We start from the raw sequence: 20,374 nt of genomic DNA, 5'->3' as shown, positions 1-20,374 counted from the left end.
TGGCGATAAGAGAAACACCTGTTCTACATAAGATTTGATGCCATAGGCGGGCGACTACTTTCCTCGGGGATGATTAGGCTCCACTGCTGCTATTAGATTTCTTGCCGTTGCCAAATGGGAACAACTAAGAGGTTTCTATGGAGATTTACATTAGCTACTGCCATGAACAGTGGCCGCAAATTAACTAGAAGCAAATTGTTTCCCTATATTGTTCTATGGGTAAACCAACAGTAGCTGACCGTTACAAAATTTATCCCTGTTAACTCCTAGTTAATAGGAAAGCTTATTTATAAGCTTACTTGTAGTTTGTGGGGGAAGTTTGGTTGTGATTAAATTTTTATAAGCCTGAATACCAGTTTTAGTATAGAGAGTCTCAGCTCTTCTAAATCTTATATCTTCTGCTATTTACGTTGTCTTAAATTCTTAGTAAATGGACTATCGTACAAAAAAGATCGGGATAGCTCGTATTGTGACTCCATATTGGACTTTCGAGTGAAAAAAGCCTTTACTAAGCCCCTTGTATAAGCAGGTATTGAGTTAATTGGATTCGCAGCCTAATTTCACTGGTGCGCATTCATATCGTATTTGAAAGCCACTCTAAGTATTGTAGAAAAGTAGATAATGAAGAAAAAGATTGATGCGGCTATATCAATAGTTTTAGTGATTTGTTCATTCTTGGCCGCAGGCAAGGTTTGGGCAAGAGAAGAAGTTGCTACATCTCCCATACCAGATTGGGTAACAAAGGTAGTAGTTCCTGAAGTAAAAGAGCGGCCGATCGATAAAATCCAGGATGGGGTTCATTATCTTCTTCTGGACTCGCAGATCAAAGCGGGGGATAAGCCAGAATTTGAATACTTCTTTCGAATGGCTGAATACATTATTAACCCAGAGGGGGTTGATGAAAGCTCACAGATAAGTATTGATTATGACCCAGAGTATCAAAAGGTTACATTACATACTCTTAATGTGATCCGCGATGGACAGGTTTTAAATAAACTCAATACTGCGCGAATAGATCATATTCGGCGCGAAGAGGAGATGGATGAGTCAGTCTACCATGGTCAATTAACACTCAATATTTTGTTAGACGATATCAGGGTGGGTGATGTTGTAGAGTATAGCTACACGCGTTCGGGGGTGAATCCTGTTTATCAGGGGATATTTGCATATAGCTCCAGTCTGAATTGGTCTGTCCCACTTGAGAGACTCTATTTGCGTATATTGTGGGAGAAGCAAACACCTCTCTATAGTTCAATTTTAAATAGCGATTTGGAACTCAAACAAAAAGATCTGGGGGGTGCCAGAGAGTATGTCATCGAGGACAATAAACTTGATCCAGTTAAATCTGACGATGGGACTCCTTCCTGGTTTAGTCCTTGGGGCGCTATTTACTTTAGTGAACAGGCAACCTGGGAAGCTGTTGGTGTCTGGGGGTTAGGGTTATATCAAGGAGTTTTTAATGTTGATGCGGAGATAGCTAAATTAGTCGCTGACATCAAGTTAAATCACAAAGATAAGAGTTCCCAAATCTCTGCCGCACTTCGGTTTGTCCAGGAGGAGATACGTTACTTAGGAATAGAGTTGGGGGAAAACTCACACAAGCCCAGACCAGCCAGCACGACTTTGCGGTATAGATATGGAGATTGTAAAGATAAAACTGTACTGTTTTTAACTCTATTGAAAGAACTTGGAGTTGATGGCTACCCGGCTCTAGTGAATACCGAAACAAGACTTAAAGATAGAATCCCCAGCGTACGGTCATTTGACCATGTTATCAGCTATTTTGAATTTGAAGACAAAGAGTATTGGGTAGATCCAACGCGTAGCTATCAGCATGGTGACTTGAGTAGTATTTTTCAGCCAGATTATGGAAAAGCACTAATACTCAGGTCGGGCACTGATGACTTGGTAAATATGGAGCCAGATTTCGCAAAGTATGGAGTATTTGTAAAAGATGAGTTCACAGTACTGGATGACGGCCCTGCAACCTTTACAACCACTACTGTAAATTATGGTAAGGACGCCGAAAGGCAGAGACAGCGTTTAGCTAGCAATGGGCGAGATCAAATCCAGACAGAATATTTGGAGTTCTTTGAGGATTATTATCCCGGGATTGAAGTCGCTGCTCTAATTGAGCTAGAAGATAACCCAGAGCGAAATATATTCACCTCTCATGAGCAATATAAGCTGGAAAATTTTTGGGAAGATAAACCAGATAGAAAGCGCCACGAGGTTGATTTTTATGCAAACATTGTTAGCCCATGGGTATCTGAGCCGGATGATCAGGATAGGCACCATCCGTTGGCGTTATCGTATCCAGAGCATATAGAGCAGGTTATTGAAATTCACTTCGAAGGAGACGATTGGTTTTTTGATAGTGAGTATTTTGAGGAAAATAACAGCTTTTTCTATTTCAAAAATGAGGTTTCCTATCAGGAAACCAGTAAGACACTTTCACTGAAATATATATACCGCAGTAAGGCTGATCATGTTAAGCCGAGTGAATATCAAGCCTACGTAGAGGCTATTAACAAACTCAAGAATCAACTGAGTTACGGTATCTATCAGTCTTATGAAAATACCTCAGGAGATACTGAGAGTGGTTTCTTGTCACAGTTATCGCTCGCCACGTATATCTATATCTATATCTATGCCGCCATGTATGTCTTCCTGGTCTTTATGTGGCGCTTTGATAGATGGAAGAATCCTGTAAAGGAAGATACGATTTTTTACCCTGTCTCCCTGGGTAAGCTGACGGCGATGTGGGTTTTTACATTCGGAATTTTTGGTGTTTATTGGTTTTATAGAAACTTCAAATATATCCGGGAGCAGGAACGTAGTGCGATCATGCCGCTCGCTAGAGGTATTTTTAACAAGTTCTGGTACTTCCCCCTTTGGAATAAACTCCGTGAAGATAGTGAAAATCGATATGGTAAATCATATTTGCCAAACAAAAGATTTGCAGTTGTATTGGCCATTACCTTTTTGATCTCACCAGTCTTGGGTAGATATACGGGCTACCCCCTGGTGTTCCAGCTTCTAACCGTGCTAACAGTATTGCCATTGGCAAACTATTTACTGTTTGTGAATGGTGATAAGTCACCAGCGGTAATTGAGGGTTCCAAATGGCGTGCTAGGCATGCTTTGTTAGTGGTGTTGAGCTTGCCTGTGTGTGGGCTGGTGGTCGGTGGAGAGTTTGGTTTTTTAGCTAGCGACAAGGTTGTAGAAGGCAGTGAGATATCAGATAGGGACCTCAAGTTTATGCAGAGAAAGGGGATCCTAAAGGCTACAGATGAGGTAGCATATTTCTATAGTGACGCGCTTCTATTCGTGAGTGAAGATGGCAATGGCTTTACACAACGCCATGTATTTTCCTATTGGAAAGATGGTGATATTTTGGAAAAGGAAATGGCATCTTACGAAGATATTGAGGACCTACAAGTAGACTGGTCCAGTTCATTAGGCGATACCACCACAGTAACTGTTGTCAGAAAAGATGGTAGTGATTTTATACTTTATGTTTCCAATCTTGGGGGGAAGGATAAGGTGTTTATATCCTCTCTGAAAGAGCGGTTGAAAGCTGTTCTATAGGTATGGTTGGGGTCTGCTGGAGCTTAAATTTATAAAATAGCTCCAGCTGTCCTACCTTGAATTTTTTAGACTTGGGATAAGGTAAAATTCATAAATACCTCTTGTACTTTTTCAGTCTTCAGGTTTCATACCTAAAGACTGAAAAAGCCTCTGATGTTGTTCAGGTTCCATTTCTTCAAACTTATGGTGCTATGCGAGCGTTGAGGCTTCATCAATCCCTTCGGCTCTAATGATTTCTACCCATTGGCTCTTTGTGACCATTATTCAATAGAGAGTTGTTCGCTTTCTTTCCTACGCACCCAGCTTGCTGCCAGTAAAAATTGCTGATAGATTCTAAATGTGATCACATTTCAGCTGGGCAAAAATGTAAATAAGTTAAAGGGAAGGGATAGTTTATGGTGAGTCCGATTGTAAGGGCCGGGGCGAAGCAGAGTAGTGAGGTCGCAGGACTGGTAACAAAATTGCTGCAAGCTCTTGTCGGTCATAGGCGCAACCTCGATCCAGAGGTCATGGCAGTAACGGCTAAGAAGTTACTTTCACAAGATAATGGGTTCCATGCTTTCCTATATTATGCCGATGGAGCTCCAGTGGGCGTTATTACCCTATCAAGGTCTGCTGCTATTTATGCCGGTGGCAACTATGGGGTAATTGAGGAATTGTATGTTGAGCCAGAGTTCCGTTCACAGTTTATTGGTAAGGCTCTTTTGGATGAGGTGATCAGATTTGCGAAGGAAGAGGGCTGGACACGGTTGGAAGTTAGTACTCCGGAAAGAGAAAACTGGCAACGAACAATTGATTTTTACCTCCGAGAAGGTTTCCTCGAAAATTCGGTCGGGGAGAGGTTGAAGCTGGAATTGTAGCTCTTAACCTGAAAAGGAACAGGCCGCTTTGGAAAATGAAAGTCGTATTGGTTGAGTTTGATCTGACAGGGTAATTCAAAAAGTAGCGCTGTCTGCCAGATCAAGCTTGAGCCAAAGGGCTCAGTGGTGTGTCAAACCAGAGCTGCGACTAGCCTCAAACAAAAACCATGACCGCTTTTCTGCCTGATCAATATACTCTTCCAGCAAGCTTGCGGTAGCAATATCTCTATGCTCATCACAAAGTTCGTGGACTTTACGCATACTTGCAATCATTTCCCGATTGTCTTCGCCGAGCTCTAACAGCATATCTTGCGGATCTACATACTCGGCATCATTATCTGAAGAACGCTGTAGCTTAGCGATATGGCCAATGGAGCGAAGCGTAGTGCCTCCTAGTTTGCGTACGCGCTCCGCCAGTGCATCGGTCATCTCAAATACTTCATCGGCTTGATCATCGAAAAGCAAATGATAGTCCCTGAAGTGGGGGCCACTGACATGCCAGTGAAAGTTCTTGGTCTTCACATATAGGCTGAAAGTATCTGCCAGCAGGGTATTAACGGCGATAGTAATGCTGGCCCTCGCACTCTCACTTAAATCAGATGGGGCGGCTAGCCTGGATTGTGTGCCTACCGCTTCTCCAGTTGCTTTTCTCATATCAAACCTCATAAGTTATGACAAAGGTACAGGTGTGGCAGTCGGTGTCTCCATGGCACTAGATTAGACACCTATATGGAGACTAGCCATTCACAAAGGGGAAGATATTTAAGGTCTTCACAAAGAGTGTCCTCTCTGAACTTGATAGTTCTCGGGGAAGCAAAGAAGCCTATGCCTATAAAGCTATAGCCAGGTGCGATCGTTTAATTTCACTAGTGAAAGAACACCTATAAAGACCAAGATATAGCAGCTATACAATTCGGAGTGATTAGATTTTCTGCTGATTTGTCAGGCGGTGAATGGTTAGCTCAAGTAAGTGGCTGATAACTAGTGTCGATTAAAGTAGTAGATTTTTTCTTTTCTTTCATGCTCGCAAGAGCGCCCATCCCTCATTGAATCAACTTACCAATCATCAAAGTCATAGTTAAATAAAATATTTTTGATGTGATATAACATTGCCTTATGCTTAAGGAATAAGGCCGTATTTTTTGTCATAAGTGATCTGTTAATCCTCTTTGGCTGTGTCTCTCGTGAACCATTCCACACTTTTTTGCGGAAAAATATTTATTACTAAAGTTTTTTGTAGAGATTTAAAACTTGTCATCGCAGTCCACATGAGTTTCGAGATCTCCATTGAGGACAACAATTTCCGAGTCGTTATACATTTGTACCAAGATGAAACAATGGTACCAATTTCGCTCAAGCTAACTAAATGATCCTAAATTCAGCAGTTTTTGGGCTTTCCCTTTATAGAATTTATTTAGCCAAAGCGGGGCGGTTTAGGAGTAACCAATATCGAATGATTTTTTGGTATTGGAATAAATATAACTTCGGAGAAACCACAATAATGAAATTATCTTTAAAATTTCTTTTACAAAAGACGGCTTTAGCAAGTGCATTCTCATTGCTATGCACTGCGCCTTTTGGTGCCTATGCGGAAGAAGCGGATAACAAGCTGCTAACTGATCGCATCATCGTTAAGTACAAAGAAAGCGCTAAAGTTGGACGGGCCGCTACTATGGCTCAGGAAACTGTGGAAAAAGCTTCCCGTCGCGCTGGCCATAAAATGCACCATCTGCGCCGCATAGCTACTGGCGCTCAGGTAATGCGCCTGGAAGGTCGAAAAAATAGAGCTGAAGTAAATGCAATTATCGATCGCCTGAGGCAAGACCCGGATGTGGAGTACGCAGAACCAGATCTGATCTTGAAAGCAGTGGCTGTACCTAATGACCCAAGTTACCTCAATCAGTGGCACTACTATGAATCTACAGGTGGCTTGAACCTTCCATCAGCCTGGGATACCACTGCGGGTAACGGGGCTGTGGTCGCGGTACTCGATACTGGTTATCGACCCCATGCAGACCTGGCAGCCAACATTTTGCCGGGCTACGACATGATCGACGATACCTTCGTTTCCGTAGATGGCGATGGTCGCGATAGCGATGCCACCGATCCGGGTGATTGGTATAGCTCTGGTACTTGTGGAGATAGCTCCTCAAGCAACAGTAGCTGGCACGGTACCCATGTTGCCGGCACTATCGCTGGCGTTACCAACAATAATCTTGGTATCGCAGGTGTTGCCTATGAGGCCAAGATTGTTCCTGTCCGTGTGCTCGGCCGTTGTGGTGGCTATACGTCAGATATTGCTGACGGCATCATTTGGGGTGCTGGTGGTTCTGTCAGTGGCCTGCCAGCCAATGCGAATCCCGCCGACGTACTCAATCTCAGTCTTGGCGGCAGCGGAAGCTGTGGTACTACCACACAAAATGCCATCGATACTGCTCGCAGTCTCGGTGCGACGGTTGTTGTAGCTGCTGGTAATAGCAATGCTAATGCAAGCCAATTTACTCCTGCCAGTTGTGATGGGGTGATCTCAGTGGCTGCGACTAATCGCAGTGGCGGTCGTGCTTACTACTCCAACTACGGCAATGTAGTAGATGTTGCAGCGCCGGGTGGAGCACAGAGCTTCGCCAATGACTCCGACGGCGTTCTCTCTACCTATAACAATGGTGCTACTGACCCCGGCAGTGATAGTTACTATTACATCCAGGGCACCAGTATGGCGGCACCTCATGTGGCCGGTGCCGCAGCATTGCTCTACTCTGTAGACCCTACCTTGACCCCAGATGAAGTTGAATCAATTCTCACCAGTACCGCACGGAGCTTCCCGGCTTCTTGCAGCAGCTGTGGTTCAGGTATTGTCGATGCAGCAGCGGCCGTAGCCTTAGCCAATGGTGGAGGCGGCGGTGGTGGCGGTAACGACGGCGGTGAACTTGAAAATGGTGTTGCTGAGACTGGTATCGAGGGTAACAGTGGTGATGAAATTAACTTCACCCTAGAAGTGCCTAACAACGCTACAGACTTGTCTTTTGTAATGTCCGGTGGAAGCGGCGATGCTGACCTCTACGTTCGCCATGGCAGCGCCCCCACAACCAGTACCTATGACTGCCGCCCCTATACTTCAGGCAATAATGAAACTTGTGATATCGATAACGTACAGGGAGGGACCTATCACATCATGGTACGTGGATATAGCTCCTTCTCTAACGTAAGCCTCGTGGGCAGCTACACCGCAGGTGGTGGCGGCGGTGGCGGTAGCGACAGCTGGGAAGAGACAAATCTCAGTGGTTCCCGCAACGGCTGGCAGCATTTCACTATTGAGGTTGATAGCGGAGCTTCAACGCTGAGCGCCGCAATGTCTGGTGGCAGTGGGGATGCAGATCTCTACGTCCGTTTCGGCCAAGAACCGACCCGCACAGCGTATGACTGTCGTCCTTACGAATGGGGTAATGATGAAAGCTGCAGCATCAGCAATCCAGACGCAGGTACCTGGTATATCAGTATCCGCGGTTACTCTGACTATTCTGGAGTTTCTTTGAGTGCTAGTACTGAGTAAATGGGCCAACTCCCACTCCACAGGTTCCTGTGGGGTGGGTAGATAGCTGTTCTACTCAAATAATGCCAGTCAGTTAAGCTGATTGGCATTTTCATTTAACACATTGATCTCCGTAGAATCTTTTTCCAGTTATATTGCCGGCAATATCACTAATTCTGTGATGATCATTTCCACTGCTCGATTAAAGCTCGTTTTATCAGAGTGAATTAACTTCAAGCTCCAGCCTTTTCTTTAAAGCTGATAAATTTCGAAAAGTATTTTGCAGCCTTTCTGTGCACAGTGATTGGGAAGCCCTTAGTTATCTCTATATCGGTGCAAAGACAGATAAATAAGTTTGTTTAGGTGGAGGCTGTCACAAGAATAGAAAGAGGCCGGCAATCACCTAAGAAGGATACATCGGTTGCCACTACTATCCCTGCGGGCAAAATTGAAACACTGGTACTAATTTTGTCTCGATATCCAGCCATGACTTGCTCAGGCATATATCTTGCGTAAAGCCTAACGTGCCCTGTCACAACAGGGACAGTGGTACTAATGGTTAGGATGTTACACCCCGTCGGCTAAATCATCATGGAGAGATAACAATAATGAAGTCACTGTTGAAAAAATCCACTCTAGCAGGTGTGTTTTCACTTCTATGTACAGGCTCCTTCGCCACCCAAGTGGATAACCTAAGTAGTTCCCCAACAACTGACCGGATCATTGTGAAATACAAGCAGGATTCCACGATCGGACGGTCAGCGAGCATGACTCAGGAAACTGTGGAGAAAGCCTCTCGCCGTGCGGGCCACAACTTGCGCCACTTGCGGCGCATGGCGACGGGTGCACAAGTCATGCACCTGGGGAGCCGAAAAAGCCAAGCCGAGATCAACCAGATAATCAACCGCCTAAAACAAGACCCCAATATTGAGTACGCTGAGCCCGACTTGATGATGCACCCTATGGCGATCCCAAATGACCCCAGCTACTACGACCAGTGGCACTACTTTGAAGTTGATGGTGGACTGAATTTGCCCGCAGCCTGGGATATAACTCAAGGGGAGGGCGTGGTAGTAGCAGTTATTGATACCGGTTATCTCGCTCACTCAGACCTCATGGACAACTTGCTGCCTGGTTACGACATGATTTCGGATTCCGATATCGCTGTAGATGGGGATGGCCGTGATAGTGATGCCAGTGATCCCGGGGATTGGTATACCGATAGTTACTGCGGAAACCCACTGTATCCGGAGTTTGATAGCAGCTGGCATGGCACTCATGTGGCCGGCACCATTGCTGCCGTCACCAACAACAATATGGGTATCGCTGGGATAGCCCATAAAGCAAAAGTACTCCCCGTTCGAGTACTCGGTCGCTGCGGCGGTTACACTTCTGATATTGCCGACGGCATTGTCTGGAGCGCTGGCGGCTCGGTTAGTGGTGCACCAGCCAATGAAACTCCGGCCCAAGTGTTGAACTTGAGCCTGGGTGGTCTTGGCCTCTGTGGAAGCACAACTCAAAGCGCCATTAATACGGCCCGTAACCTGGGCGCAACCGTTGTTGTTGCGGCGGGTAACTCTGGGCGGAATGCCTTCTGGTTTTCGCCGGCTAACTGTTCAGGAGTCATTACAGTATCCGCAACCAACCGCTCCGGAGGGCTTGCTTACTACTCCAACTACGGCAATGTGGTCGATGTAGCCGCCCCTGGAGGTGAAACTAACTCGGTGGAATCCGATGGCGTTCTCTCTACATTAAACAGCGGCGCGCGAACTCCCGGTAGTGATAGCTTCGCTTACTACGCCGGCACCAGCATGGCCGCTCCACATGTTGCCGGTACAGCCGCACTTATATATTCAGTCAAGCCCGATGTTACACCAGATGAGGTTGAATCCATTCTCACCAGTACAGCCCGAAGTTTTACAGGCTCATGTCGGCGTTGTGGATCAGGCATTGTTGATGCGGCGGCAGCCGTTGAGGCTGCTATAGAGGATTGAATTGTAGAAAGGAGTAAGTTTGATAAAAGACCGGCACTTTGCCGGTCTTTTACACTTTTCCACTAAAGGATCTAGCCAAGTACAGGGGTGAGGTTAATATTCATCCTTGTTCCCATGCGGGAAATGGATCATTCAATGTCGCCCAGTATTCTTTGCCTCGTAGCACTTCGTCCTCGCTTAGCAGGCAGTCATCAAGCGCTTTTGTCATGCTGGTTTGATTCAAACTCTGGCCAATAAATACTAGTTCTTGCCGCATATCACCAAAGGGTTCTACCCATTGTTTTTCAATGGAGCTGCGATAACTTTCGTCTGTGGGCCAGTTTTCTTTGGGGACAGCTTTCCAGAACATCCCAGCGAACCCATAGTGGGCAATACCTCCCGCTTGACTCCACTCGCCTGCAAACTCAGGGCGGGACGCCAGCCAAAAATACCCTTTGGAGCGAATTAACTTGCCGTGCCTCTCAGTATTGTGCAGAAATTGATGAAATTTTTCTGGATGGAAGGGTCTACGTGCTTCGTAGCTGAAACTGCTAATGCCATACTCTTCCGTTTCAGGAATATGTTCACCTCGCATCTCTTTGAGCCAACCAGGTGCTTGCTGCGCGCGCTCGAAGTTAAATAAGCCGGTACTTAGAACCTCGTCAATATCGACTTGCCCCTGAGAGACCGGAACTATTTTTGCCTGCGTATTTAGAGTTCGCAGAATGGCCTCTAGGCGCTCAACATCAGAAGGGCCAGCTAAATCTGTTTTACTGATCAGAATGACATCTGCGAACTCGACCTGGTCGATCAGCAAGTCAGTTACACTGCGTTCGTCGTCTTCGCCTAATGATTCACCAGCATCCTGTAAAAATACGGCCTCGTCATAGTCCTTTAAAAAATTGACTGCATCGACCACCGTCACCATTGTGTCCAAACTGGCAACATCAGAGAGAGAAACACCATTTTCGTCGGCAAAAGTGAAGGTTTCTGCAACGGGTAAGGGTTCAGAAATCCCTGTTGATTCAATAACGAGATAATCAAACCGTCCTTCCTGCGCAAGCTTAGTGACTTCCTCCAGAAGGTCTTCCCGCAGAGTGCAGCAAATACAGCCATTACTCATTTCAACAAGCTTCTCCTCACTACGGTTAAGAGAAACCTCGCTCTGTACTTTCGTCGAATCAATATTGATTTCACTCATATCATTGACGATTACAGCAACTTTTTTGCCTTCACGATTGTTCAGTATGTGGCTAAGTACGGTAGTTTTACCGGCACCTAGAAAACCTGAAAGGACGGTGACTGGGAGTTTGTTTGTATGTGCCATTAGCCTCTCCGCACTCTGAGTGTTCATCCATGTGTACTAGATTAATCAGATGGTGCGCAATGATATATCGTATCTTTTTTGAGTCAAGCTATTTCATCTATATGAGGGTAGGGCAGTAGTATTACCGCTCCTCCTTTACCCGCTTACTCCGCCCACTTTCATGCCGCTCCCGCATGTCGTAATCAATGTAGCGATCGGTCGTAGCCATACTTGCATGTCCCGCTTCATCGCGCACATGCTCGCGGGGACGGTAATTCGTATCTTCAGAAATATTCATCAGGAAACAAAAGTTGATGTTGTCTACTCATTGAATGACTTTGTCTTCGTTAGCAACTTCCCCACCTAAATTGTTTTCCGGGTTTAGTAGGCCTCGACACAAGAATCTCCTGGGAAGGCGCGCTCTGATTATAAGGTGCTCTGAAGGTCAGAGAAATCACAGAAATATTCAGCGGTTACCTATGGGCCAGGGATGCAAAAAATATAGTCGAATAATATCGAAATAATACATAGAGATTGAAAGTGGTGAGCTTATGGGGCTGTGCCTGCATCTATATAAAGTTCACAAAAATGAGAAAAAACACCAAGAAAGACTAAATTCTAAAATTTAGCGCCATAAATCTAATGACGCTAACGAGTTTTATACAATAATTAGGCCTCCAATGTTTAGGTTTAGTTGTGGCTAATTAATCCACGTTTGTTTAGTGAATGATTATGTTTTGGGCAGGGCAATATATGCATATGATTTGGTTGATTTATTGCTTTGTTAAAAAAATGTTTTTTTGATGGTTGCTGAGCAATCAATTTAATAAATAGATTGTCTGTGTAGCCAAAAAGTTAAACACGGAAAAATAATCTTAGAAATAGTGCTTTGGAGAGTGTGTGAATAATATAGGTATGATCTCAGCCGCCATTTTGTTATCTGTTCTTGCAGCTTCATGCGGAGGTGGCGGAGCAGACTCAAACTCTGACCAAAACACGGATGAAAGTTCTGTTGGGAACAGTAGCTCAGGAGGCGGCAACTCAGGAGGCGGTAATGACTCAGGAGGAGGTGATGACTCAGGAAATGGTGATGACTCAGGAAATGGTGATGACTCAGGAAATGGTGATGACTCTGGCGGCAGCAGTTCGAACCAAATAACAGGTGGTTCTGGTAGGATTTCAGAAAATCTCGAAGAAAGAGTTTCAGGGAAACTTTCCAGTGACACAAATAGTGAAATCCAATTTACTCCAGGTAGCTTTCAAGGGGTTTATGGCGAGCTTGAAATCAGTGTAGATGGAAGTTGGGTGTATGTGCTTGATGACCTTCTCTCAGATCCAATTAAAGGGGGAGAAGTTGTCAGCGATGATTTCGATATAGGTATTCAGGCAAGTAATGAAACAACTCCCATTGCGATTGCTATTGTAGGGTTTGATGATCCATACGAATTTAATGTAGAAACACCAATTGGCACATTAGTGGTTGGTGACACGGAGTACTTAACCGGAGCGCTAACTATCAGTGATGTCGATGGAAATGCACCAACCTTTAATGATGAAGCTATTGAAGGCGAGTATGGCGATTTTAGTATAAATAAAAATGGTGATTGGGAGTACTACCTTAACGAGAAAGCTGAAGATATTCCCTCAGGAAGCTCAGTTACAGAGACGATCAGTCTGTCACTTAGCGATAATAGCTCTCAACTATTAACGTTTTCTATTAATACGATAAAGGTTAAGGAGAGTAGTATTGTATTCATATATATGGAATTCGATGGTGACTCGTCGTTAGATATTCTCGGTGTATCTGATCTTGCAAATAGAGTTTTCAATAACCCAGACTCTATGAATAACGTGTATTATAATAATTCGCTTGGACAACATAATTTTGTACGGCATCGTGTTGAAGATAGTTCACTAGGGAATTATTGCTATGGCTCGCCTGGACAGTATGCCTCCTCAATTGATTGTGTGATTTTCAATGTCCCTGATGAAATAAATGGAGATATGCTTAGCTACCAAGAGATAATTGATAGGGTACATCTTGGTGGACGATACACAGACAGAGGGATGAGTTTTCGTGACGAAGCTACAAAGTGGGCCAAAGAAAACTTAGTGGATGAGAATAACGAACCTTTAGACCTAGGGAAATGGGACCATAGAGTCTATCTTTATCCGAAAGCTATTTTTGGAGCAAGTGCTATAGCTGCAACATGGGGGGGCTGGTCCTTAGTAGGGTTGGATTTTGGTCCAGCACGTGGCCTAGATTTTATACAGCATGAAGTGGGTCATAATTTTGGATTAGCTCATGCAAATTTTGATGGCAATAATGATGGGGATGCTTCTGATGGTAGGTATGGGGGGCTAGGAATAATGGGACTTGGCTATTCCAAAATATTTGGTAGTGGCCAGCGAGAATTCTTAGGTTGGTATGAGCTATTCCCGGAATATACAGGAGTAGTTACACCGACTGCGGGCGTTTTTCAAGAGGCAGAATTGCAATCAATTTACCTCGGCCCCGGGGAACTTTCAAAGGATATTCCCCAGCAAATAAAAATACAAAGTGAGGGTAGTAGCCATGGGAAAAATTACTACTACATTAATTACCATGCTCGCCATTCTATAATGTATCCAACCCAAAATGCTCCTTCGGTGATTGTTAGTTATGTCGATGATGGTGCATATAATGATGTGGCGAGACTTAAGTCGTTAGGCGAGTCTTTTGTAGATCCTATGAATGGGTTGGTTATCAGGTTTGAATCGATAGATGCTGTAAGTGGTTACGCAAAAATTTCCGTAAAATATAGTGACTGATTATATTTAAATAAATGTGTTTGTATGGTGGAGATTGTGTTGAGAGTGCTATTGTTGATAATTTTGTTTGTTATGTCGGCGACTGTCTTGGCTGAGAGCGTTATAGTCGGGACGGTAGAGGAAATTGTTTTAGAGGGTGAGGGGTTTAGTCAAATGGAGTATGTTTTTTCAGTTAAGGATGAGGCTTCAGGAAATTATTTTTTCATTGGCAAGAAAGAAACAAAAGGCCTTGATGTAAAGCATGGAGATCGTGTCAGCATTAAAGCTGAATGTGAAGGCTCTCTGATTAGTAAAATTAGTGAGATTAATCTGCTATAAACATATTGCTGAGCGTGAGACGTACCTTAAGAGGGTATACATGACCGCGTGAAACTTGGGTCCTGGGAGTCGGTGAGATAATCACTAAATTCGATCATGAATCTGCTTAATAGTGGCTTCTGGGCCCAAATAGAAATACAAGCTAGTGCAAGAATTGTGGTCAACTCTTTTTGACAGCCGAACCCTAAGCGCCTCAGTATTTCATCTCCGCCATATTTGGTGGCAGCCTGTCCTTTTTTGATGTGTTACTTGTAGCAAAAGTGTCCAGAGATCTACATCTGTATTATTTTCTATGAATGCTGAACTTTTAATTAATACATGGGTAAACCACCGCCTCTGGGGGTGAGACTTGACAAGGCTCTGCCGTTCCGGCGTGCAGAGTAAAAATATGGCCTCCATGAACCGGCAAGTTCTTTAAGGAGGCCATATGCGAGATTGGCAGTGCCAAGCTCACGTGAAACATTATTGCAGGTACCATGTGGTATTTGTGCCCAAGTATCGAAAGAAAGCGTTATTTGGGGCATTGAGACGTGAGATTGGAGCAATATTCCGAGACTTGTGTCGTCAAAAAGGCATTGAGTTGGTCGAGGGGTACGCAATGAGGGATCACATTCATATGTTGTTAATGATTCCTCCAAGGTTAAGTGTTTCCAATACGGTTGGGTTTCTGAAAGGGAAATCTGCGATCCGGATATTTCGGAAGTACAAGCATGTACAGAGAGATTTCACAGGAAGACATTTTTGGGCTCGGGGCTACTGCGTGAGTACAGTAGGGCTTGATGAGCAGATGATTCGAGAGTACATCAAGAATCAAGAGGTTGAAGAACGCCGGCAAGAGCAGATGCAATTGGCGGGATTGTAACAAGCCCCCTCTGGGGGCTTTCACCATACCACCCGCTATGCGGGTGGTTGCTGATTATAAAGCACTTAAAGTTAAAATATATTAATTAAATAGTAGATCAAGGCTGAGGGAAAATGAAAAAGTTTATCAGCCAAGTTGCTTCCCCATGGGGTTGGTGGTTGCAGCAAGGTTTGATCTGCTTAATCCCGTGAAGGGTTTTCATCTGGCTTGTATCTGGAATGATGGGCTGAAACTATGGTGGGTAATGCGTTTATATTCAAGATTGATTATTCGCAATATTGAAATATTTTTTTCCAACTGAATGGCAAGTCTTGGAGGTATAATAATAGATTGGTATTGGTGAGTAATTGATAGCACTAAGCCATATATCTTTTCCTAATGTGTATGGCGAAAAATTTGTTTTTCTAAGTTAATTATAAGAGAAAATCTCGGGAGAAATAATATGTCAGGTGGACTCTCGGCCACTAAAAATAAGGCTGGCGCGGAAAATGCAAATAATACCACAAGAGGGGGTGACACTGCTGGTGCCGCTAACGCTAATAGGCGTGAAAATGCGACAGCTGGCACTTTACAAAGACAAAGGTCGGGGAGGCTTCTAAGTCTCATGCCTAGCATGCCTAGCATGCCGAGTGTTAGAAGCTTATCTCCTAATAGTGTGACGAAAGCAAAACATCCAGAAAGAGCAGAGGTTAAAGCAATAAAAGAGCTTCATGAAAAGCAAGTGAAGTTTTTGATGGGGCTATCTGAGGGAAGAGAGCCTGAATTATCGTTCAATGAGATGCTAGTAGAAATTATTAAAGATTTCCCGGCGTCAACAAACCCTGGGGGGGTAGCAAATAGAGCTAGGGAGATTGATCTTGCACTGAGTGCTTACCTTGGCGTCTTAAGGAATCAAGCCAAGGTTAAGAACCTTGACCGTAAGCATGACACTCTTTACCGTAATATGAAAGGAATCCAGGAAATTGTTGCTAACAATAAAAGCTTGGTTAATTTTAATGGAGGCATCAAAGATAAGTCTGTTGCTGAAGTTTGCAGTTTGATCAACTTTGGCTCAAAAAATGCGAGCGCTGGCATGAAGGACGATGATAAAAAATCCAAGGAGATAAGCGATGTCGCGCAGATTGCGAACTTTGTTGATAAAATTGGAGGATTGCCGCAAGCATCCGATCGTCTGGAAGATGTGGGTGAGCAAGCAATAATGTTGTTAAAAGATGTTTCAGGTGAAAATAGCCCGACAGAAAATCAAGTTAATAATGCGCGTGAAGCTGTAAAGCAGCGAATAGAAAATCTTAACAAACTGGATCTGGCACTTGCAAAATTTCCGGAATTTGTTGATAAAGGACGTTCTTCTTCGACTACATCGAAAAAGGTCGGCTGGGAAGATTCCTTTAGGAAGTACTGGAGCGAATTTGTAAATAGAACAACAATCAGAGATGTGCTAAGTTATATAGCTTCAGGTGCATACGAATACTTCACTAAGTCAGAAAGTAAGGAAGAGGGCGCTCAAAAAAAGGTTAACTCTATAGATATGAGAACTAGAGCCCTTGTGCGAACGAATCGAGGCGACATTTGTCCACAATTATTAGAAGACATTAAAACAGACGGGAAATGGTTTTCAGATACTGGTGATTTTATCCCATATTTACTGGCCCATGCGTTCCAGGTGCCCGTTTCTGTCGCAATGGTGAGCCAGGACAAACAAGGTGTGCAGGTGGTTACAAACGTGGAGGTCCATAATAAGGACTGTACAGATAATCCCGGAATCACCTTGGTCCATATTCATGGTGATGGTGATCGTACAAATCACTACGAGGTCCTAGATAATCCAGAGTCCCTCGCAAGATACAGAAGTTCAGGCAATGTTGAGAATAAGGTGAAATACGATCAACTGGAAACTCAGGAAATTAAAGGTGATGGCAATTGCTTGTATAGAGCCTTTGCTCAAGCATTCGCTGATCAATCCGGAAATAGGCCATATAACAAGGAGGATGACTATAAGTCTATTCGACAGCAACTTGCATTGTGGGTCGAAGTAAACAAAAGTACAAAAATAGTTCAGCGTGTTATTACTTTACTTACACCGTCGACCAATTCTTAGGTGTAGTAGTTCAGACTTGATCTGACAGTTACCGGTTTTTCAGAAGGTACTCTGTCAGGTCAAATTCAGTTTACGAGTTTCTCCTTCCAGATACTTTTACCCTCTTCAAGGGTTACCATCGGTGTGCGACCACAACACTTTTTACCCTGATGAGTTCGATCATTATTGTAATATACGAGCCATTCGTCCAGATCCTTTTGTAGCTCTTCTATTGATCCATAGATCTTTCGTCGTAACGATGGCTGGTAGAACTCTTGTAATATAGTTTTATGGAAGCGCTCACAGATACCATTTGTTTGTGGGTGCCTGGCTTTTGTCTTGGTATGTTCTATCTCGTTGATATTCAAGTACAACTGATAATCATGCTGCTCCAGCTTGCCGCAATATTCAGTACCGCGGTCAGTCAAAATACGCAACACCGGCAGATCATGCATGGCGTAAAACGGTAATACACGATCATTCAGAAGATCTGCTGCTGTGATTGGCGTCTTAGTGGTGTACAATTTGCAATGGGCTACCTTTGCATAGGTGTCGACATAGGTTTGTTGGTAAACACGCCCAACCCCCTTAAATGTTCCTACATAGAAGGTGTCCTGAGAACCTAGATAGCCGGGGTGTTGAGTATCAATTTCCCCGCAGGCTTCATCATCATGTCGCTTTCTTTCCAAGGCCTGAACCTGCGACTCCGTGAGGATTAGCCCCTCCTTAGCCACCTTGGCTTCAAGTGCTTTTAATCGTAACTTGAAGTTAGCCAGGTCGTTCCGTAACCAGATACTCCGAACACCACTAGGGGACACGAATACGCCACGTTTACGTAGCTCATTGGAGACTCGAACCTGTCCATGGGCAGGCTCTTGGAGGGCATAAGTCAACACGGCCTCTTCAATTGCTGTGTCAACACGGTTCTTGTGGTTAGGCACCCGTCGACTCTTTTCAAGAAGGGCGTCCACACCGCCACTTGAAGCAGCTTCCTTGTACCGATAGAAAGTGTCTCTCGAAACACCAAGCATCTTGCAAGCTTTTGAGATGTTGCCAAGCTCTTCTGCAAGATTGAGCAATCCGGTCTTGTGTTTGATGATACGATCATTAGTATGGATCATGGGGTTTATCCTTGGTTTTGTTTTTAGGTTTAGGCACCTTCATCAAAACCGGTAAACCCCTCTTTTTCAAGAGGATGTGTCAGATTTGGTCTGAACTAATACATCTTAGGTGTATCATTGATCCCAATCTAGTTACATAGAGCGCTAAAAGAACGTGCCGCGAGCTTTAATAGCTTGCGGTTCTCATTTTTTTGGGGATCTTAGTATCTTAGCGAAGTATACGGAAGCATTAGACGACTACATAAGTGCGCTTAGCGCACTTATGGGGCAGCCCCTTTACGCCATGCTTTTTAAGGGGCAAGCAGCGCCGCCCGCTCTGCGGGGGGTTGCTGATTATTTGTGTGCCCGAACAACTAAAGTTTAACTGCTCAAAGGCACCCTTTCATCAACTGATTCCTCTCTGAGGTTCGGAGTAGGAGCTGGTACATTTAAGTTTTGAATTTGCTCAATGAGATCCGCATGCTCTCTGTCTGCCTGACTTTGAGTTACTGATGTGCCAGTTTCAATCGGTACTTCACCACTACTGCTGGGTTCGCCTTGAGGTAATATCGTTTGTTCCTCAGGATTCTCGTTGAGAGTGGACGCAGTGAAATCTAGAACTGGAGCTATTGGAACTTGGTGTAAAGTACTGGCATGATCCTCTAATGTTGTGCCCGATGTAACTAGCTCTTCATTCCCTGTAGATACATCCAACCCACCGTTTTCTAATGCAGATCTATTGACCTCTTGCTGCGACACACTGTCAGAGTCTCGTGAAATCGCTTGTGCAAAAGGCCCAGAAGAATATTTTACTTCAGATGCAATAGGTAGGGATTCCGTTTTAGATCTCATGCGTGCAAGCTTATTTTCTGCAGAGAGAAGGCGTTTCTCCGCAGCTTTTATGAATCGTTCATGTTCTAGCTTAAACCTCTTATTGTCTTCTAGTTCATTTTTTTTCTTTTCTAATTCATGTTTTTTGTCCTCAATTATTTCCTTATATCTTACAGTAATAATTTTATCATTTTTCTTTCTCGATCCTGACAGTTTATCAACAACAGCTTCAGATATCTTAATTTTACTCTCCAACTTATTAATGGTTTTTGTTATCTGATCGATATTTGATTGTTTTGTGTTTGCTTCTTCCTTTCGCTCATTTATAACCTTCTTGATACCATCTACTTTTTTTTGTTGGTTAGTTATAGATTTATTAGATATTGCCTTGGCGTAAGGCATTGCCGGCACGTGAAAAATTCCATTTGGAGGTTCGTTTCTATTGTCCTCACTATGTATTGGTGCAAGATTTGCCTGAGAAAGTGCGTTAGCTTGTACTTGTGAAAATGATGAGTCTCGTTGGTCCCCTTCGGGATTGCGGGCTGTATTTCCCTGAGACTCATTGGCTCCAGTCACTGAATTTGATGACGAACGATTTGATATTATTTCTGGTCCCGGCATAAATGCCACCTCTATTGATGCGTGTGAAAATCTGAGTAGCATACCGGTTTGTATCTCAATAGACTTGTTATTTTGGACAAATATTTTTAGGATTAAGTGTTAATGTTACTTAGGTGAATCTTAAGTGATTTCATGTCAGCCTGCCATTATTCGGTTGTATGATGACAGGATAATTAAATGCACGAAGTGCATCTTTTGATAGATTAAGACACTAAATCATTTATTCTTTATGCGGTACTTCGGTAGGGTCTATATGTCGACCTATTAGGGCATAGAGCCAGCTCTGCAGCGATTATCTTACAAGGCTCTATACGGTTATAGGGTAATCCATCACTTTGTTGCAATTAATTTTTGTGTGGTGGCAGGAGGGGGGGTAAAACATGGGTGTCATTCGCAGAGTGCCGAACCTATTTATTTTTGTGGATTCCGAAGTGGTTTAAAATTATAGAAAAGTCTAGCTAGGTTAAGCGCCTGAATTGCCTGCTACTGAGTTTT

At 43.9% G+C, this 20,374-nt stretch carries 13 protein-coding genes; 8 read left to right on the top strand and 5 right to left on the bottom strand.

Going from position 1 to position 20,374, the window contains the following annotated elements; all coding sequences use genetic code 11:
• Nucleotides 1-621: 621 nt before the first annotated feature.
• Together ACJJIZ_RS14320 and ACJJIZ_RS14315 are read left to right on the top strand one after the other, a co-directional pair.
• Complete coding sequence (locus ACJJIZ_RS14320; protein WP_444913874.1) at nucleotides 622-3,591, top strand: DUF3857 domain-containing transglutaminase family protein; 2,970 nt, start codon at nucleotides 622-624, stop codon at nucleotides 3,589-3,591.
• 395 nt (nucleotides 3,592-3,986) lie between these two features.
• Nucleotides 3,987-4,451: a GNAT family N-acetyltransferase gene (locus tag ACJJIZ_RS14315; protein ID WP_444913873.1), complete on the top strand. Its 465-nt coding sequence runs from the start codon at nucleotides 3,987-3,989 to the stop codon at nucleotides 4,449-4,451.
• A gap of 120 nt (nucleotides 4,452-4,571) precedes the next feature.
• Here ACJJIZ_RS14315 and ACJJIZ_RS14310 read toward each other — a convergent pair whose 3' ends face one another.
• Nucleotides 4,572-5,105 carry a Dps family protein gene (locus ACJJIZ_RS14310; RefSeq protein ID WP_413662045.1) on the bottom strand — a complete coding sequence of 178 codons (534 nt, stop codon included), beginning with the start codon at nucleotides 5,103-5,105 and terminating at the stop codon, nucleotides 4,572-4,574.
• 847 nt (nucleotides 5,106-5,952) lie between these two features.
• Here ACJJIZ_RS14310 and ACJJIZ_RS14305 point away from each other — a divergent pair.
• Together ACJJIZ_RS14305 and ACJJIZ_RS14300 are read left to right on the top strand one after the other, a co-directional pair.
• Nucleotides 5,953-8,001: a S8 family peptidase gene (locus ACJJIZ_RS14305; RefSeq protein WP_444913872.1), complete on the top strand. Its 2,049-nt coding sequence runs from the start codon at nucleotides 5,953-5,955 to the stop codon at nucleotides 7,999-8,001.
• A 587-nt stretch (nucleotides 8,002-8,588) separates the two neighbouring features.
• On the top strand, nucleotides 8,589-9,974 hold the full coding sequence (locus ACJJIZ_RS14300; protein ID WP_444913871.1) for a S8 family peptidase: 1,386 nt from the start codon (nucleotides 8,589-8,591) through the stop codon (nucleotides 9,972-9,974).
• Nucleotides 9,975-10,074: 100 nt separating this feature from the next.
• Here the strand turns inward: ACJJIZ_RS14300 and zigA are convergent, their stop codons facing one another.
• Nucleotides 10,075-11,280: a zinc metallochaperone GTPase ZigA gene (zigA, locus tag ACJJIZ_RS14295; RefSeq protein WP_444913870.1), complete on the bottom strand. Its 1,206-nt coding sequence runs from the start codon at nucleotides 11,278-11,280 to the stop codon at nucleotides 10,075-10,077.
• 121 nt (nucleotides 11,281-11,401) lie between these two features.
• Nucleotides 11,402-11,557: a hypothetical protein gene (locus ACJJIZ_RS14290; protein WP_444913869.1), complete on the bottom strand. Its 156-nt coding sequence runs from the start codon at nucleotides 11,555-11,557 to the stop codon at nucleotides 11,402-11,404.
• A gap of 602 nt (nucleotides 11,558-12,159) precedes the next feature.
• Here ACJJIZ_RS14290 and ACJJIZ_RS14285 point away from each other — a divergent pair.
• The 4 genes from ACJJIZ_RS14285 (at nucleotide 12,160) to ACJJIZ_RS14270 (ending at nucleotide 17,348) form a co-directional block, all read left to right on the top strand.
• On the top strand, nucleotides 12,160-14,070 hold the full coding sequence (locus tag ACJJIZ_RS14285; RefSeq protein ID WP_444913868.1) for a VCBS domain-containing protein: 1,911 nt from the start codon (nucleotides 12,160-12,162) through the stop codon (nucleotides 14,068-14,070).
• Between the two features lie 87 nt (nucleotides 14,071-14,157).
• Nucleotides 14,158-14,388, top strand: coding sequence for a hypothetical protein (locus ACJJIZ_RS14280; protein WP_444913867.1), 231 nt, complete (start codon nucleotides 14,158-14,160; stop codon nucleotides 14,386-14,388).
• 427 nt (nucleotides 14,389-14,815) lie between these two features.
• The gene (gene tnpA, locus ACJJIZ_RS14275; RefSeq protein WP_444913866.1) at nucleotides 14,816-15,250 is read left to right on the top strand and encodes an IS200/IS605 family transposase; all 435 of its coding nucleotides are present in this window, start codon (nucleotides 14,816-14,818) and stop codon (nucleotides 15,248-15,250) included.
• Nucleotides 15,251-15,692: 442 nt separating this feature from the next.
• Nucleotides 15,693-17,348: an OTU domain-containing protein gene (locus ACJJIZ_RS14270; RefSeq protein WP_444913865.1), complete on the top strand. Its 1,656-nt coding sequence runs from the start codon at nucleotides 15,693-15,695 to the stop codon at nucleotides 17,346-17,348.
• Between the two features lie 65 nt (nucleotides 17,349-17,413).
• Here ACJJIZ_RS14270 and ACJJIZ_RS14265 read toward each other — a convergent pair whose 3' ends face one another.
• Complete coding sequence (locus ACJJIZ_RS14265; RefSeq protein ID WP_444913809.1) at nucleotides 17,414-18,448, bottom strand: IS481 family transposase; 1,035 nt, start codon at nucleotides 18,446-18,448, stop codon at nucleotides 17,414-17,416.
• Nucleotides 18,449-18,808: 360 nt separating this feature from the next.
• The gene (locus ACJJIZ_RS14260; protein WP_444913864.1) at nucleotides 18,809-19,879 is read right to left on the bottom strand and encodes a hypothetical protein; all 1,071 of its coding nucleotides are present in this window, start codon (nucleotides 19,877-19,879) and stop codon (nucleotides 18,809-18,811) included.
• Nucleotides 19,880-20,374: the final 495 nt, after the last annotated feature.

This window comes from Microbulbifer maximicatervae (SeqCode), assembly GCF_052467225.1.
Note: the sequence above shows the minus strand (reverse complement) of the source record. Positions and strands in the feature narration are given on the sequence as shown.

What these genes read in the sequence shown, in the direction of transcription:
- ACJJIZ_RS14260 (WP_444913864.1), bottom strand. Translation starts at nt 19,879, where the DNA reads ATGCCGGGACCAGAAATAATATCAAATCGTTCGTCATCAAATTCAGTG.
- ACJJIZ_RS14310 (WP_413662045.1), bottom strand. Translation starts at nt 5,105, where the DNA reads ATGAGAAAAGCAACTGGAGAAGCGGTAGGCACACAATCCAGGCTAGCC.
- ACJJIZ_RS14290 (WP_444913869.1), bottom strand. Translation starts at nt 11,557, where the DNA reads ATGAATATTTCTGAAGATACGAATTACCGTCCCCGCGAGCATGTGCGC.
- ACJJIZ_RS14305 (WP_444913872.1), top strand. Translation starts at nt 5,953, where the DNA reads ATGAAATTATCTTTAAAATTTCTTTTACAAAAGACGGCTTTAGCAAGT.
- zigA (WP_444913870.1), bottom strand. Translation starts at nt 11,280, where the DNA reads ATGGCACATACAAACAAACTCCCAGTCACCGTCCTTTCAGGTTTTCTA.
- ACJJIZ_RS14320 (WP_444913874.1), top strand. Translation starts at nt 622, where the DNA reads ATGAAGAAAAAGATTGATGCGGCTATATCAATAGTTTTAGTGATTTGT.
- ACJJIZ_RS14300 (WP_444913871.1), top strand. Translation starts at nt 8,589, where the DNA reads ATGAAGTCACTGTTGAAAAAATCCACTCTAGCAGGTGTGTTTTCACTT.
- ACJJIZ_RS14270 (WP_444913865.1), top strand. Translation starts at nt 15,693, where the DNA reads ATGTCAGGTGGACTCTCGGCCACTAAAAATAAGGCTGGCGCGGAAAAT.
- ACJJIZ_RS14265 (WP_444913809.1), bottom strand. Translation starts at nt 18,448, where the DNA reads ATGATCCATACTAATGATCGTATCATCAAACACAAGACCGGATTGCTC.
- tnpA (WP_444913866.1), top strand. Translation starts at nt 14,816, where the DNA reads ATGCGAGATTGGCAGTGCCAAGCTCACGTGAAACATTATTGCAGGTAC.
- ACJJIZ_RS14315 (WP_444913873.1), top strand. Translation starts at nt 3,987, where the DNA reads ATGGTGAGTCCGATTGTAAGGGCCGGGGCGAAGCAGAGTAGTGAGGTC.